This window comes from Citrobacter amalonaticus, from assembly GCF_002918555.1.
In the GTDB taxonomy this organism is placed as follows: Bacteria; Pseudomonadota; Gammaproteobacteria; order Enterobacterales; family Enterobacteriaceae; genus Citrobacter_C; species Citrobacter_C amalonaticus_A.
The window spans coordinates 1,217,249-1,232,526 of the sequence record NZ_PQMB01000002.1; the positions used below are offsets into that span (position 1 = coordinate 1,217,249).

Annotated in this window: 11 protein-coding genes; 9 read left to right on the forward strand and 2 right to left on the reverse strand. The window is 55.7% G+C overall.

The genetic code is table 11. From position 1 onward, the window contains the following. Positions 1-7 precede the first annotated feature (7 nt). On the forward strand, positions 8-1,054 hold the full coding sequence (gene fbpC, locus C3432_RS11380) for a ferric ABC transporter ATP-binding protein (protein WP_103776695.1): 1,047 nt from the start codon (positions 8-10) through the stop codon (positions 1,052-1,054). Positions 1,055-1,182: 128 nt separating this feature from the next. On the opposite strand, the gene mmuM is transcribed toward fbpC, so the two are convergent. Together mmuM and mmuP are read right to left on the reverse strand one after the other, a co-directional pair. Then, on the reverse strand, positions 1,183-2,115 hold the full coding sequence (mmuM, locus tag C3432_RS11385; RefSeq protein ID WP_103776696.1) for a homocysteine S-methyltransferase: 933 nt from the start codon (positions 2,113-2,115) through the stop codon (positions 1,183-1,185). After that, positions 2,102-3,508 carry an S-methylmethionine permease gene (mmuP, locus tag C3432_RS11390; RefSeq protein WP_103776962.1) on the reverse strand — a complete coding sequence of 469 codons (1,407 nt, stop codon included), beginning with the start codon at positions 3,506-3,508 and terminating at the stop codon, positions 2,102-2,104. The genes mmuM and mmuP overlap by 14 nt, the downstream gene beginning before the upstream one ends. 455 nt (positions 3,509-3,963) lie before the next feature. On the opposite strand from mmuP, the gene phsA reads away from it, so the two are divergent. The 8 genes from phsA (at position 3,964) to C3432_RS11430 (ending at position 15,267) form a co-directional block, all read left to right on the forward strand. After that, a complete protein-coding gene (gene phsA, locus C3432_RS11395; RefSeq protein WP_103776697.1) occupies positions 3,964-6,240 on the forward strand; it encodes a thiosulfate reductase PhsA in 2,277 nt (758 codons plus the stop codon). Positions 6,241-6,254: 14 nt separating this feature from the next. Next, positions 6,255-6,833, forward strand: coding sequence for a thiosulfate reductase electron transport protein PhsB (phsB, locus tag C3432_RS11400; RefSeq protein ID WP_103776698.1), 579 nt, complete (start codon positions 6,255-6,257; stop codon positions 6,831-6,833). Further along, positions 6,830-7,597, forward strand: coding sequence for a thiosulfate reductase cytochrome B subunit (phsC, locus tag C3432_RS11405; RefSeq protein ID WP_103776699.1), 768 nt, complete (start codon positions 6,830-6,832; stop codon positions 7,595-7,597). The genes phsB and phsC overlap by 4 nt, the downstream gene beginning before the upstream one ends. 295 nt (positions 7,598-7,892) lie before the next feature. After that, complete coding sequence (locus tag C3432_RS11410; RefSeq protein WP_103776700.1) at positions 7,893-8,669, forward strand: MBL fold metallo-hydrolase; 777 nt, start codon at positions 7,893-7,895, stop codon at positions 8,667-8,669. A gap of 12 nt (positions 8,670-8,681) precedes the next feature. Continuing rightward, on the forward strand, positions 8,682-9,638 hold the full coding sequence (locus tag C3432_RS11415) for a GlxA family transcriptional regulator (protein ID WP_103776701.1): 957 nt from the start codon (positions 8,682-8,684) through the stop codon (positions 9,636-9,638). Between the two features lie 17 nt (positions 9,639-9,655). Further along, the gene (locus tag C3432_RS11420; RefSeq protein ID WP_308457664.1) at positions 9,656-10,756 is read left to right on the forward strand and encodes a LacI family DNA-binding transcriptional regulator; all 1,101 of its coding nucleotides are present in this window, start codon (positions 9,656-9,658) and stop codon (positions 10,754-10,756) included. 121 nt (positions 10,757-10,877) lie between these two features. Next, positions 10,878-13,961, forward strand: a complete 3,084-nt coding sequence (locus tag C3432_RS11425) for a beta-galactosidase (protein ID WP_103776703.1) — start codon at positions 10,878-10,880, stop codon at positions 13,959-13,961. Positions 13,962-14,013: 52 nt separating this feature from the next. Next, a complete protein-coding gene (locus C3432_RS11430; RefSeq protein WP_103776704.1) occupies positions 14,014-15,267 on the forward strand; it encodes an MFS transporter in 1,254 nt (417 codons plus the stop codon). The last annotated feature ends 11 nt before the right edge of the window (positions 15,268-15,278 follow it).

The following is a 15,278-nucleotide window of genomic DNA, read 5'->3' on the forward strand; positions in this document are numbered from 1 at the left end:
GCGCACTATGAGTCAGAAAAATTTTGTTGAGCTGCGTAACGTCACCAAACGATTCGGCAACAATACGGTCATCGACAACATTAACCTCACCATCCCGCAGGGGCAAATGGTGACGCTGCTCGGTCCCTCCGGCTGTGGCAAGACGACTATTTTACGTCTGGTGGCCGGGCTGGAAAAACCCAGCGAAGGACAGATTTTCATCGATGGCGAAGACGTCACGCATCGCTCTATTCAGCAGCGTGACATCTGCATGGTCTTTCAGTCTTACGCCCTGTTCCCGCACATGTCACTGGGGGAAAACGTCGGCTATGGTCTGAAGATGCTTGGCGTGTCGCGCAGCGATGTGAAAGCGCGGGTGAAAGAGGCGCTGGCAATGGTGGATCTGGAAGGATTTGAAGACCGGTATGTCGATCAGATCTCCGGGGGGCAGCAGCAGCGCGTGGCGCTGGCGCGCGCCCTGATCCTCAAGCCGAAGGTGCTGTTATTTGATGAGCCGCTAAGTAACCTCGACGCCAACCTGCGCCGCAGCATGCGCGACAAGATCCGCGAGCTGCAAAAGCAGTTTGATATCACCTCGCTGTACGTCACCCACGATCAGAGCGAAGCCTTTGCGGTTTCCGATACCGTGCTGGTGATGAACAAAGGGCATATCATGCAGATTGGCTCGCCGCAGGATCTCTACCGCCAGCCCGCGTCGCGCTTTATGGCGAGCTTTATGGGGGACGCCAACCTGTTCCCGGCCACATTCAGCGAGGATGCGGTGGATATCTACGGCTACCGTCTGCCCCGCCCGGCGCACTTTGTCGCGCAGGGTTCCGGCACCGTCGGCGTGCGTCCGGAGGCGATTACGCTGAGCGATCGCGGCGAGGAGAGCCAGCGCTGCGTGATCCAGCACGTGGCTTATATGGGACCGCAATATGAAGTGACGGTGGAATGGCATGGACAGGAGATCTTATTACAGGTCAACGCCACCCGCCTGCAGCCGGACGTGGGCGAGCAGTATTACCTCGAAATCCACCCGTATGGGATGTTTGTGCTGGCCGATGCAGCGTGATGTTGTGCCCGATGGCGGCTTCATCTTAGCGGGCCGCCATTTCACATCATTTACAGGCAAGCATTCGGCAACATCATCGCAGTTTTCGCAGGCCGGATAAGCGTCGCGCCATCCGGCAATGAATGCCCTCAACAACGCGCTTTCAAAGCCGCAATATCCGCAGGCGTGGTGCGGCAGCACCCGCCAATCAACCGCGCGCCCGCCGCCCGCCACTGTGGCAAATAATCCGCCAGCCCTGCGCAGGCCGCACCATGAGGGTGCCAGGTTTTGCTCTCCGCATCGTAATGCTCACCTGAATTCGGGTAGACCACCAGCGGCTGCGCCGTCAGGCTATGCAGATGCTCCAGCGCGGCGGTGGTATTTTCCAGCGCGATGCAGTTGATACCGATAGCCACCACCTGCGGAAAACGCGCGAGGAAAGCCACAACGTCCCGCAACGGCGTGCCATCGCTGAGATGTTCGCTATCGCGCAAGGTGAAGGAGAACCAGGCCCGCGCACGTGGGTATGCGGTCAACAGCACTGCCAGCGCCTTAATTTCGGCAAAATTCGGTAACGTTTCGCAGGCCAGCAGATCGGCCCCGGCATCCAGTAGCGCTTCTATGCGCGGACGGTGGAACGCCTGAAACTCGTCGTCGCGACGGACGTAATCACCACGGTACTCTGAGCCGTCGGCAAGAAACGCGCCGTAGGGTCCCACGGACCCCGCCACCAGCAATGTCCCCGCCTGCGGGTTTTCAGCGAGATACGCTTCACGCGCTTTGCGTGCCAGTTCAACGCTCTTGCCAATCAGCGCTTTCGACTGCGCTTCATCCAGCCCGCGTGTGGCGAACCCCGCGGGCGTGGCCTGATAGCTGGCGGTGATCGCACACTGCGCGCCCGCCCGGTAATAATCGAGGTGGACTTCGCGGATAAGCTCCGGGTTTTCGACCAGTACTTTCGCTGACCACAGGCTGTCAGCTAAGTCACAGCCTCGCGCTTCCAGTTCCGTCGCCATCGCCCCGTCTAACAACAGGAAATCCTGCTGATGGAGGATGGCGCTTAACGGATTATTCTGCGACATGTTCGGGCTCCTGTTTTGCTTTACGCGGTTGAGTGAGGAAATAAGCACCATAACACAACGCCACAAACGGTAACCCGCACCACAGCGCAATTCTCTGGCTCGGGTCGAATGCCAGCCCAATGCAGGCGACCAGGCAGAGAATAAAGCCCAGCACCGGCACCAGCGGATACCAGGGCGCACGATAGTGCAACTCGCTGAGCGCTTTCCCCTGTTGCAGATGACGACGACGGAAAACAAAATGCGATGCGCAGATGCTGAGCCACACCGCCACAACGGCAAAACCCGAAATCGCCGACAGCGCAACAAACACCGTATCCGGGGCCACCACGCTGGAAAACAGCGCCAGCACGCCGCCAAGCATACTGACCGACAGCGCCGTCAGCGGTACGCCGTTTTGGTTTACCCGGGAAAAGCAGGCGGGCAGCGTGCGCTCATTCGACAACGACCACAGCATCCGCCCGGAGGCGTACAGTCCGGAGTTCGCCGCAGAAAGAATGGCTGTCAGGATCACGAAGTTAAAAATATCGGCGGCGTACGGAATCCCTACCTTCTCAAACACCAGCACAAACGGACTTTTCTCCACGCCCGCCTGCTGCATCGGGATTAGCGCCGCCAGCACAAATACGGTACCGATAAAGAAGATGATCAGCCGGGCGATGGTGGTGCGGATGGCTACCGGAATGACTTTATGCGGATTTTCCGTTTCCCCTGCCGCAATACCGATAAGCTCGGTGCCGGAAAAGGCAAAGTTCACCGCCACCATAGTCATCAGAATCGGCAAACCGCCGTGCGGAAACCAGCCTTCCGCCGTGATGTTGCTCAGCCCCGGCGCAGGCGAACCATCCTGCACAGGAATGAAACCAAAGATCGCCGCCCCGCCCAGGAGGATAAAGGCGATGATGGTGATCACTTTCACCAGAGAAAACCAGAACTCTCCCTCAGCAAAAAAGCGCGTCGAGATGATGTTCAGACCGAAGATCGCCAGGCAGAAAACCACGCACCAAATCCACACCGGAACTTGTGGAAACCAGTACTGCATACAGAATCCGGCGGCGGTAAAGCTGGAGCCGAGCGCCACGGTCCAGGTCAGCCAGTAGAGCCAGGCCACCGTGTAGCCCGTTGCCGGGCCGAGATAACGTGCGGCATAGACGTGAAACGCCCCGGTTTCCGGCATCGCCACGGAGAGTTCTCCCAGACACTGCATAACCAGCCAGACCACCAGCGCACCAATCAGGTAGGCCAGCAGCGTTCCCGCCGCCCCGGTGGTGGAGATGATATAGCCGGTATTGAAGAATAACCCTGTGCCAATCACGCCTCCCAGAGAGAGCATAATCAGGTGACGCGTTTTCATTGTGCGCTTCAGTGGCGCATTTTGTTGTTGTGTTGTCTGCATATAACCTTCCAAACGTATGGACATCTAAACATCCAAAGAAGTCTGTTATACCGCGTTTGTTAACAGAATGCAAAGTCAGGGGTGAGCGAGCCGTAGATGGCCGCAACGGGGAGATTAATAACGGATGAGGAATAATTCTTCTCATATCGTTTTGTGGTGAATAAATAAAATACCTTTAATCTTTACTGGAATTAATTGTTCTGTTTTTGATGATGATTATGAAAGAGTTATTTATTGATAATCAGACGCATTAACAATGAAGCAAAAAATTGATCTAAAAAATGAGAGAAACGATCTAAGTCAGGGTTAAGGTAAATATAAAAACCATTTAAAAACAACACATTAAAAAACAACGCCGCGCTATTTCACCTTATCATTTAATTTGTGAGAGATGTTGTAAATTTATAATATAAATTACTTATACTAATTGGATATATCTAATAACAGGAGGTTATATGAGCATTAGTCGGCGTAATTTTTTACGCGGGGTAGGAATTGGCTGTTCCGCCTGTGCAATAGGCAGTTTTCCGCCTGGTGCCCTGGCGCGGAACCCGACAGACACCCTGAGCGGGCGCTCCGCACTCACGCCAAGTCTGTGCGAAATGTGTTCGTTTCGCTGTCCCATTCAGGCGCAGGTGGTAAACAACAAAACGGTGTTTATTCAGGGAAATCCCCATGCGCCTCAGCAGGGAACCCGCATCTGCGCACGTGGAGGAAGCGGCGTGAGTCTGGTAAACGACCCTCACCGGATCGTTAAACCGATGAAACGCACGGGACCACGTGGGAGCGGAGAGTGGCAGGTCATTAGCTGGCAGCAGGCGTATAAAGAAATTGCTGAAAAGATGAATAACATCAAAGCGCAGTCTGGCCCGCAAAGCGTGATGTTCTCGTCCAAATCAGGCTCGCTGTCCGGTCATCTCTTCCACCTGGCCACCGCGTTTGGTTCCCCGAATACCTTTACTCATGCCTCAACGTGTCCGGCCGGGAAATCCATCGCGGCCAAAGTGATGATGGGAGGCGATCTGGCAATGGATATCGCCAATACCCGTTACATGGTGTCGTTCGGACATAACCTGTATGAAGGGATTGAAGTTGCTGACACGCTCGAATTAATGAGCGCGCAGGAGAATGGGGCGAAAATGGTGAGCTTCGATCCCCGCCTGTCGGTTTTCTCCAGTAAAGCAGATGAATGGCATGCCATTCGCCCTGGCGGAGACTTGCCGGTGCTGATGGCGATGTGTCACGTCATGATTAAGGAGAATCTTTACGACGCCGCATTTGTTGAGCGCTATACCTCCGGTTTTACCCAGCTCACGGAGGCCGTGCAAGCGGCAACGCCGGAATGGGCGCAGCAACTTTCGGATGTCCCGGCGGACATCATTGTTCGCGTCACACGTGAACTGGCGGCCTGCGCGCCCCGCGCAATAGTGAGTCCGGGACATCGCGCCACATACTCGCAGGAAGAGATCGACATGCGGCGGATGATCTTCACGCTCAACGCATTGCTGGGCAATATTGAGCGTGAGGGCGGGCTGTACCAGAAAAAATCGGCGGCAACCTACAACAAGCTGGCGGGAGAAAAAGTGGCGCCGGTGCTGGCAAAACCGGATATCCAGAATATGCCGAAGCCAACCGCGCAGCGTATTGATCTGGTCGCCCCGCAATTCAAGTTCATTGCGGCGAGCGGCGGCGTGGTGCAAAGCATTATCGATGCGGTATTAAACGAAACGGCTTATCCGGTTAAAGGCTGGATTATGTCCCGTCATAACCCTCTCCAGACGGTAACCTGCCGTCCCGCTCTGGTGAAAACCGTTGAAAAGCTGGATCTGGTGGTGAGCTGCGATGTTTATCTGAGCGAAAGCGCAGCCTATGCGGACTATCTGTTACCAGAATGCACATACCTGGAACGTGATGAAGAAGTGTCTGATATGTCAGGTCTTAATCCCGCTTATGCCTTGCGTCAGCAGGTTATAAAACCGATTGGCGAGGCGCGCCCAGGCTGGCAAATCTGGAAAGAGCTGGGTGAACAGCTGGGACTGGGGCAATTCTACCCCTGGCAGGATATGCAGACGCGCCAGTTGCATCAGCTTAATGGCGATCATGCACTCTCCAAAGCCCTTCGCGATAAAGGCTACCTGGAATGGGGAGTCCCCTTATTGCTCCGGGAACCTGAATCCGTTCGCCAGTTTGCCGGGCGTTATCCCGGCGCAGTGGCGATGGACAGTGACAATACCTACGGCGAACAGCTGCGTTTTAAATCCCCTTCTGGAAAAATCGAACTTTATTCTGAAACCCTGGAAGCGCTACTACCGGGCTACGGTGCACCAAAGGCGCGGGATTTCCCCCTCAAAAAGAGTAATGAACTCTATTTCATTCAGGGCAAAGTGGCGGTGCATACCAACGGCGCCACGCAGTATGTACCGATGCTTAGTGAGCTGATGTGGGATAACGCGGTCTGGATCCATCCACAAACCGCCCGTGAGAAGGGCATCAAAACCGGCGATGAAATCTGGCTGGAGAACGCCACCGGGAAAGAAAAAGGTAAAGCATTAGTCACGGCAGGTATTCGACCCGATACGCTGTTTGTCTACATGGGATTCGGCGCCAGGGCAGGAGCAAAAACGGCGGCGACAACGCACGGCATTCACTGCGGCAATTTACTTCCGCACGTGACCAGCCCGGTTTCCGGCACGGTTGTCCATACCGCTGGCGTAACGCTGAGTCGGGCATGAACAAGGAGGAACTCATGAGCCTTAGAGAAAACCAGTATGTCATGCTGCATGACGAGAAGCGCTGCATTGGCTGTCAGGCCTGCACCGTAGCCTGTAAAGTTCTGAATGATGTCCCGGAAGGGTTTAGCCGGGTACAGGTGCAGATACGTACGCCGCAGGCGGAGTCTGAAACGTTATCGCATTTTCAGTTTGTCCGCGTCTCCTGCCAGCATTGTGAAGATGCCCCCTGCGTCTCTGTTTGCCCGACGGGGGCTTCGTTTCGTGATAACAACGGCATTGTGCAGGTGGATAAATCCCGCTGTATCGGCTGTGACTATTGTGTTGCTGCCTGTCCGTTCCATGTCCGCTACCTGAATCCGAAAACCGGCATTGCGGATAAATGTAATTTCTGTGCGGATACCCGCCTGGAAGAGGGGCAATCTCCGGCCTGCGTCTCCGTTTGCCCGACAGACGCGCTGAAATTCGGTCATCTTGCTGAGCCAGAGATCCAGCGCTGGATTGATCAGAAAGAGGTCTATCGGCAACAGAATAAACGCAGCGGCGAGGTGAGCCTGTACCGGCGCAAAGAGGTACATCAGGAGGGAAATGTATGAATACTATCTGGGGAGCAGAGCTCCATTACGCGCCAGATTACTGGCCATTATGGCTGGTGTTAGCCGGATGTGTTGTCTTGCTGATGATTGCAGGGCTTGTGGGACATGCGCTACTGCGCCGCCTGATGGCGCCGAAAACGGCTGAAGGGGAAGAACAACGTGATTATCTCTACTCTCTGGCGATTCGGCGTTGGCACTGGGGCAATGCGTTACTGTTTGTCCTGCTCCTGGTGAGCGGCCTGTTCGGACATTTCTCTGTTGGGCCGGTAGCCTTAATGGTACAGCTACACACCTGGTGCGGGTTTGCACTGGTGGCCTTCTGGCTGGGGTTTGTGTTGATCAATGCAACCAGCGGCAACGGTTGTCACTACCGGGTGAAACGACAAGGGCTGACTGGTCGCTGCCTGAAGCAGACGCGTTTTTACCTCTACGGGATTATGAAAGGCGAGGCGCATCCGTTTGCGGCGACAGCAGAAAACAAGTTTAACCCGCTGCAGCAGCTGGCTTATCTGGCCATTATGTATGCGCTGGTGCCCTTGTTGATGATGACCGGCTTATTGTGCCTTTATCCGCAGGTCGTTGGCATGGGGCCGCTGATGCTGGTCCTGCATATGGGGCTGGCCATTGTGGGACTGCTGTTTATCTGCGCACATATCTATCTCTGTACCCTCGGCGACACCCCAGGGCAAATTTTCCGTAGCATGATCGACGGTTACCACCGCCACCGTCATCACCCTACGGAAATTGCATCGCGCAAAGGCTGAAAGCATCGGTATTACGCACGTCGACCGAACTGAAAGTCTCAACTCATCGCAGGAAAATATGGCTTTTTTCATATTTTCCTGCGCGTTCTCCCTGTCTGACTGGCCAGTCGTCCGCAACAGGCACGACGCTTTCTCTCCCTGGCGAGAACATGCTGTTAAAACGCCGTCTGTTTTGCCGCGTCATAAGATTGAATATCTGGCCCAATCTCATCACTATTCGCCCATTTGCCTACATTCAGTTTCCGGGCAACACTCTACGATGACACCACAGACATCCTCACGTGGAGTACACACCATGAAAATCACCCAAATCCGCAATGCCACCCAGCTCATCGCCTTTGGTGATAAAACCTTTTTAATCGACCCAATGCTTGCGCCCAAAGGCGCGTATCCGGGATTTGCCGGGACGGCGCGTGCAGAGATCCGCAACCCCTGCGTGGAATTGCCGTGTGCCATCGACACGCTTATGCAGGTGGATGCCATAATTGTCACCCATCTGCATGAGGATCACTGGGATGAGGCTGCATCTCGCGTGGTGCCGAAAGACAAATCCATCTATGTACAGAACGACCAGGATGCTCAGGCACTCAGGAAACAGGGATTCACGAACCTGACCGTCCTGACGGATAACACGGTATTCGACACGATCACCCTGCGTAAAACCGGCGGGCAGCATGGTTCAGACAGAGCGTATGCTGTTCCACAAATGGCGCAGCGTCTTGGCGAAGCCTGCGGCGTCATCTTCCAGCATCCGCAGGAAAAAACGCTCTACCTGGTCGGGGACACCCTTTGGCGCGATGAAGTCGAAGCCAATATGACAACCTTTCAGCCAGAGGTGGTGGTGCTGAATGCAGGCTTTGCCCATGTGATCGACTTTGGCGCGATCATCATGGGTGCAGAGGATGTGCTGAAAACGCACTTCGCGCTACCAGACGCCCGGATTGTGGCGACGCATATGGAAGCCATCAACCACTGCTTGCTAAAACGCAGCGCACTCCGGGACTATGCCCGCGACAACCAGATTGCAGAATTCGTTACCGTGCCGGAAGATGGTGAAACGCTAACCTTTTAAAAGAGGGCCGGTATGCCTCCTGTCATTGTTGCCATTGTCGCCGTTGAAGATTTCAGCCCATTTCACTTCTCGGTGCCGTGCATCCTTTTCAGTGAAAGAGTGGCGACAAAAAAACGCTTTGAGGTGCAAATTTGCGCTGAAAAACCCGGTATTGTCAGCTCTCAGGAAGGCTTCTCCGTGACGGCGGCATACGGGTTTGAGGCGTTGCCTGACGCGGATATGGTGATCATTCCCTGGTGGGGTACAACGGCGCATCGCCCGCCGCAGTCGTTACTTAATGCCCTGATTCAGGCACGGCAAAACGGCGCGCAGATTGTCGGGCTGTGCCTGGGCGCATTCGTCCTCGGTTATGCGGGACTGCTGGACGGCAGACGCGCAGCCACGCACTGGGAATTTGAGCAGGACTTTCAGGCGCGCTTCCCCGCCGCGCATCTTGATATTAATGCTTTGTATGTGGATGACGACAGGGTGATCACCTCCGCAGGGACCGCCGCCGCGCTGGATTGCTGTCTTTACGTTATTCGCCAGCGCTTTGGCAGCCAGGTCGCCAACCAGATCGCCCGCAGGATGATCGTGCCGCCGCATCGCGAAGGCGGCCAGGCACAGTTCATCGCCCAGCCAGTGCCAGAAAATACCCAGGACCAGCGGATTAACGCCCTGCTGGATTATCTGCGTCAGCATCTTCATGAACAGCACGACCTGGACTCGCTGGCACAGCGAGTCATGATGAGTCGCCGCACGTTGACACGCCACTTTATGAAAGCCACGGGTTCAGGTGTCGCACAGTGGCTGATTACGGAACGTTTACACCGCAGCCAGGCGTTGCTGGAATCCAGCCAACTGCCCGTCGGGCGCATTGCGGAACAGGTAGGTTTTCTCTCGCCGGTAACCTGGCGTCAGCATTTTAAGTCCCGCTTTGGCGTCAGCCCTGTCGAATGGCGCAAAACGTTTCAGGGTGTGGCATCATAGCGCACAGAAAACGTTGAATTCAGGGGGTAATAAGTGTGAAACCGGTAACGCTGTATGATGTTGCAGACCATGCAGGCGTCTCTTATCAGACCGTCTCCCGCGTCGTGAATCGGGCCAGCCAGGTTTCCGCCAAAACCCGTGAAAAAGTCGAAGCTGCCATGGCGGAGCTGAATTACATCCCCAACCGCGTCGCACAGCAGCTGGCAGGGAAACAGACGCCGCTCATCGGCGTTGCCACCGCCAACCTCGCGCTACACGCCCCGTCGCAAATTGTCGCGGCGATCAAATCCCGCGCCGACAGGTCCGGGGCCAGCGTGGTGATCGCCATGGTGGAGCGCCACGGCGTCGAAGCCTGTAAAGCGGCGGTGCATAACCTGCTGGCGCAGCGGGTGAGCGGATTGATCGTTAACTATCCGCTCGATGAAAACGATGCCATCGCTGTCGCGGCCGCCTGCGGCAACGTGCCGGTGCTGTTTCTCGACGTTTCTGACCAGTCCCCCATTAACAGTATTATTTTTTCCCATGACGACGGCGCGCGTCTGGGCGTGGAGCATCTGGTCAATCATGGACACCGGCGCATTGCGCTGCTGGCCGGTCCGCATTCGTCGGTTTCCGCACGGCTGAGGCTGGCTGGCTGGCATAAATATCTGGCGCACTACCAGCTTCAGCCGGTCGCTGAAACCGAAGGCGACTGGAGCGCGATGTCCGGTTTTCAGCAAACCCTGCAAATGCTCAATGACGGAACGATCCCCACCGCCATGCTCGTGGCGAACGATCAGATGGCGCTGGGCGCGATGCGGGCAATTAGCGAGTTCGGTTTGCGCGTGGCGGGAGACATTTCCGTCATTGGCTATGATGATACCGAGGACAGCGCCTGCTATATCCCGCCGCTGACGACCATCAGGCAGGATTTTCCCTTACTTGGCGAGACCAGCGTCGACAGACTGCTGCAACTCTCCCGGGGCGAAGCCACCACCGGTAATCAGCTGCTGCCCGTTTCATTGATCGCGCGTAAAACGGTTCAGTCTCCCGATACCCAGGCCGCCTCTCCTCAGGCGCTGGCCGATTCTCTCATACAGCTGGCACGGCAGATCGCGCAGATCGCGCCCAAAATGTGAACGCATAACAATTGTGTGAGTGAGTTCACTCATTCAACCTCCTGTCCTTTACAACCGGAAGCCCTTATTCGTATTTTGATTGAAATTGTGAGCGGATAACAAATTCAAACAGGATACAGCTATGACCCTGAACACAGATTCACTCGCCGCCGTACTGAAACGTCGCGACTGGGAAAACCCCGGCGTAACGCAGATCAACCGGCTGGAGGCGCATCCTCCTTTTAACAGCTGGCGCAATGCCGATGATGCCCGCACCAGGCGGGAATCCGCGCAGAAGCGCAGCCTGAACGGGGAATGGCAGTTTGTCTGGTTTGCGTCTCCGGAAGCGGTTCCGGAGAGCTGGCTAACAGGTGAGCTGCAACAGGCGGATACCATCACCGTCCCTTCCAACTGGCAGATGGACGGTTACGACGCGCCAATTTATACCAACGTCACGTATCCCATTCCGGTTAACCCGCCGTTTGTTCCGGCAGAGAACCCCACCGGATGTTACTCGCTCACATTCAATGTGGATAAAGAATGGTTACAGGAAGGCCAGACGCGGATCGTGTTTGACGGCGTGAACTCGGCGTTCCATCTGTGGTGCAATGGACGCTGGGTAGGCTACGGGCAGGACAGCCGCCTGCCGTCTGAATTTGATCTCAGCGAGTATCTGCTTGCCGGTGAAAACCGTCTGGCGATGATGGTGCTGCGCTGGAGCGATGGCAGCTACCTGGAAGACCAGGACATGTGGCGGATGAGCGGGATTTTCCGCGATGTCACTCTCCTGCATAAACCCACCGCGCAAATCAGCGACCTGCGGATTAACACCCGCTTCAACGACGACTTCAGCCGTGCGGTTCTGGAAGCGGAAGTCCGGCTGGCGGGTGAACTCACCGACGATCTCCGCGTGACGGTGCAACTGTGGGATGAAGAAACATTAATCGGAGAAAAAACCGCCCCGCCAGGCAGTGAAATCATTGATGAGCGCGGTGCCTACTCTGACCGGACAACCCTGCGTCTGAACGTCGAAAACCCGGCGCTGTGGAGTGCGGAGACGCCAAATCTGTATCGCGCCGTCGTGCAACTTCATACCGTTGACGGCACGCTGACGGAAGCCGAAGCCTGTGATGTGGGCTTCCGCCAGGTCAGCATTGAAAACGGCCTGCTGCTGTTGAATGGCAAACCGCTGCTGATCCGCGGCACCAACCGTCATGAACATCACCCGGAGAACGGTCAGGTGATGGACGAGGCGACGATGGTGCAGGACATCATCCTGATGAAGCAGAACAACTTCAACGCCGTGCGCTGCTCTCATTATCCGAACCACCCGCTGTGGTATACGCTGTGCGATCGCTACGGCCTGTATGTGGTGGATGAAGCCAATATTGAGACGCACGGGATGGTGCCGATGAATCGCCTGACCGACGATCCCACCTGGCTGCCCGCCATGAGCCAGCGCGTGACGCGGATGGTTCAGCGCGATCGTAACCATCCGAGCATTATTATCTGGTCGCTGGGCAATGAGTCCGGACACGGCGTGAACCACGATGCGCTGTACCACTGGCTGAAATCAGCAGATCCCTCCCGCCCGGTGCAATATGAAGGCGGCGGCGCAAATACCGCCGCCACTGACATCATCTGCCCAATGTACGCCCGCGTCGATCAGGATCAGCCCTTCCCGGCGGTACCAAAATGGTCAATCAAGAAATGGCTGTCGATGCCGGGCGAGCAGCGCCCGCTGATCCTCTGCGAATACGCCCACGCAATGGGGAACAGCCTTGGAGGCTTCGCCAAATACTGGCAGGCGTTCCGCCAGTACCCGCGCCTGCAGGGGGGCTTCATCTGGGACTGGGTGGATCAGTCGCTCATCAAATACGACGCTGACGGTAAGCCGTGGTCTGCCTACGGTGGCGACTTTGGCGACACGCCTAACGATCGCCAGTTCTGCATGGATGGCCTGGTGTTCGCCGATCGCACGCCGCACCCGTCATTGTATGAGGCCAAACATCAGCAGCAGTTTTTCCAGTTTGCGCTGTTGCCAGGGAGCGAATGCCAGATTGAAGTGACCAGCGAATACCTGTTCCGCCACAGCGATAACGAGATTCTGCACTGGTCGCTGGCGCTGGACGGCAACCCACTGGCTACCGGCGCTGTGACGCTGGACATCCCGGCGCAGGGGCGTCAGATCATCACACTGCCCGATCTCCTGAAACCGGAAACCGCCGGTCAGCTATGGCTGACGGTACGCGTTGAACAACCGCAGGCAACCGCATGGTCGAAGGCCGGACATATCAGCGCCTGGCATCAGTGGAAGCTTAACGAGAAACTCTGCGCGCCGCTGCCACCCCCCGGCAGCCGCGCGCCGCAGCTCACCGCCAGCGAAACCGCCTTTAACGTCACGGTAAACGATAAACGCTGGGCGTTCAGCCGCCAGCAGGGTCTGCTGACGCAGTACTGGATTGGCGAAAAACCACAACTGTTGACCCCACTTATCGACCAGTTTACCCGCGCACCGCTGGACAACGACATCGGCGTGAGCGAATCAACCCGTATCGACCCTGACGCCTGGGTGGAACGCTGGAAGGCCGCCGGTCACTATCAGGCTGAGGCCACCTTACTGCAATGCGATGCTGATGCGCTATCCAGCGCGGTGCTGATTACCACCGCTCATGCGTGGCAGTATCAGGGTGAAACGCTGTTCGTCAGCCGGAAAACTTACCGTATCGACGGTCACGGCGAGATGCTGATTACCGTAGATGTTGATGTCACCCACGGTACGCCGCATCCGGCACGCATCGGCCTGAGCTGCCAGCTTGCGCAGGTGGCTCCGCGCGTCAACTGGCTGGGGTTAGGCCCGCATGAAAACTATCCGGATCGTCTTTGCGCAGCCTGTTTTGACCGCTGGGATTTATCCCTGGAGGAGATGTACACCCCGTATGTGTTCCCGAGCGAAAACGGCCTGCGCTGCGACACTCGTGAGCTGCACTATGGCACACACCTCTGGCGCGGTAATTTCCAGTTCAACATCAGCCGCTACGGTCAGAAGCAGCTGATGGAGACCAGCCACCGCCATCTGCTTGTGCCGGAAGCCGGTACCTGGGTCAATATTGATGGCTTCCATATGGGCGTGGGCGGTGATGACTCCTGGAGTCCTTCCGTTTCACCGGAGTTCCTGCTCAGTGCCGGACGCTACCACTACCAGCTGGTCTGGGGTCAAAAATAATAATAATCGGGCAGGTTCACCCCTGCCCGCATTCATCGTAAGGAAGTCCATTATGTATTATTTGAAAAACACTAACTTCTGGATGTTCGGCTTCTTCTTTTTCTTTTACTTTTTCATTATGGGTGCCTATTTCCCCTTCTTCCCTATCTGGTTACACGATATAAACCATATCAGCAAAGGGGATACCGGGATTATCTTCGCCTGTATTTCGCTGTTCTCCCTGCTATTCCAGCCTGTCTTCGGTCTGCTTTCCGATAAACTTGGCCTGCGTAAACATCTGCTGTGGGTCATTACCGGTATGCTGGTGATGTTTGCCCCGTTCTTTATTTACGTCTTTGGCCCGTTATTACAGGTCAATATTTTACTGGGTTCCATTGTCGGCGGGATTTACCTCGGTTTCATTTACAATGCCGGGGCACCCGCGATTGAAGCCTATATTGAAAAAGCCAGCCGCCGGAGCAATTTTGAATTTGGCCGCGCACGCATGTTTGGCTGCGTAGGCTGGGCGCTGTGTGCCTCGATCGTCGGGATTATGTTTACCATCAACAACCAGTTTGTCTTCTGGCTGGGCTCCGGCTGTGCGGTCATTCTGGCCATACTGCTGTTCTTTTCAAAAACGGAAGTGGCTTCTTCAGCAAAGGTGGCGGACGCGGTAGGCGCTAACCACTCGGCCTTCAGCCTGAAGCTGGCGCTGGAGTTATTCAAACAGCCGAAGCTCTGGTTCCTCTCGCTGTACGTCGTCGGGGTTTCCTGTACTTATGATGTGTTTGACCAGCAGTTCGCCAACTTCTTCACCTCGTTCTTTGCCACCGGAGAGCACGGCACCCGCGTGTTTGGCTACGTCACCACCATGGGGGAATTGCTCAACGCCTCGATCATGTTCTTTGCGCCGCTGATTGTGAATCGCATTGGCGGGAAGAACGCCCTACTGATCGCGGGCACGATTATGTCGGTACGAATTATCGGTTCTTCATTCGCCACCTCCGCGCTGGAGGTTATCATCCTCAAAACGCTGCATATGTTTGAAATACCGTTCCTCATCGTCGGCTGCTTCAAATATATTACCAGTCAGTTTGAAGTGCGTTTCTCCGCCACAATTTATCTGGTGTGTTTCTGTTTCTTCAAACAGTTAGCGATGATTTTCATGTCCGTTTTAGCTGGCAACATGTATGAGAGTATTGGTTTCCAGGGGGCTTATCTGGTGCTGGGGATCATCGCGATGAGCTTCACGCTGATTTCCGTATTTACCCTCAGTGGGCCGGGACCGTTTTCCCGCTGTTTCGCACAAACCGGTAAACAAGCCTGAAGATAAATACA

Bases quoted from the DNA above. Each gene is read 5' to 3' on its own strand.
- mmuM (WP_103776696.1), bottom strand. From the start codon at position 2,115: ATGTCGCAGAATAATCCGTTAAGCGCCATCCTCCATCAGCAGGATTTC.
- fbpC (WP_103776695.1), top strand. From the start codon at position 8: ATGAGTCAGAAAAATTTTGTTGAGCTGCGTAACGTCACCAAACGATTC.
- C3432_RS11430 (WP_103776704.1), top strand. From the start codon at position 14,014: ATGTATTATTTGAAAAACACTAACTTCTGGATGTTCGGCTTCTTCTTT.
- C3432_RS11425 (WP_103776703.1), top strand. From the start codon at position 10,878: ATGACCCTGAACACAGATTCACTCGCCGCCGTACTGAAACGTCGCGAC.
- phsC (WP_103776699.1), top strand. From the start codon at position 6,830: ATGAATACTATCTGGGGAGCAGAGCTCCATTACGCGCCAGATTACTGG.
- phsA (WP_103776697.1), top strand. From the start codon at position 3,964: ATGAGCATTAGTCGGCGTAATTTTTTACGCGGGGTAGGAATTGGCTGT.
- phsB (WP_103776698.1), top strand. From the start codon at position 6,255: ATGAGCCTTAGAGAAAACCAGTATGTCATGCTGCATGACGAGAAGCGC.
- C3432_RS11415 (WP_103776701.1), top strand. From the start codon at position 8,682: ATGCCTCCTGTCATTGTTGCCATTGTCGCCGTTGAAGATTTCAGCCCA.
- mmuP (WP_103776962.1), bottom strand. From the start codon at position 3,508: ATGCAGACAACACAACAACAAAATGCGCCACTGAAGCGCACAATGAAA.
- C3432_RS11410 (WP_103776700.1), top strand. From the start codon at position 7,893: ATGAAAATCACCCAAATCCGCAATGCCACCCAGCTCATCGCCTTTGGT.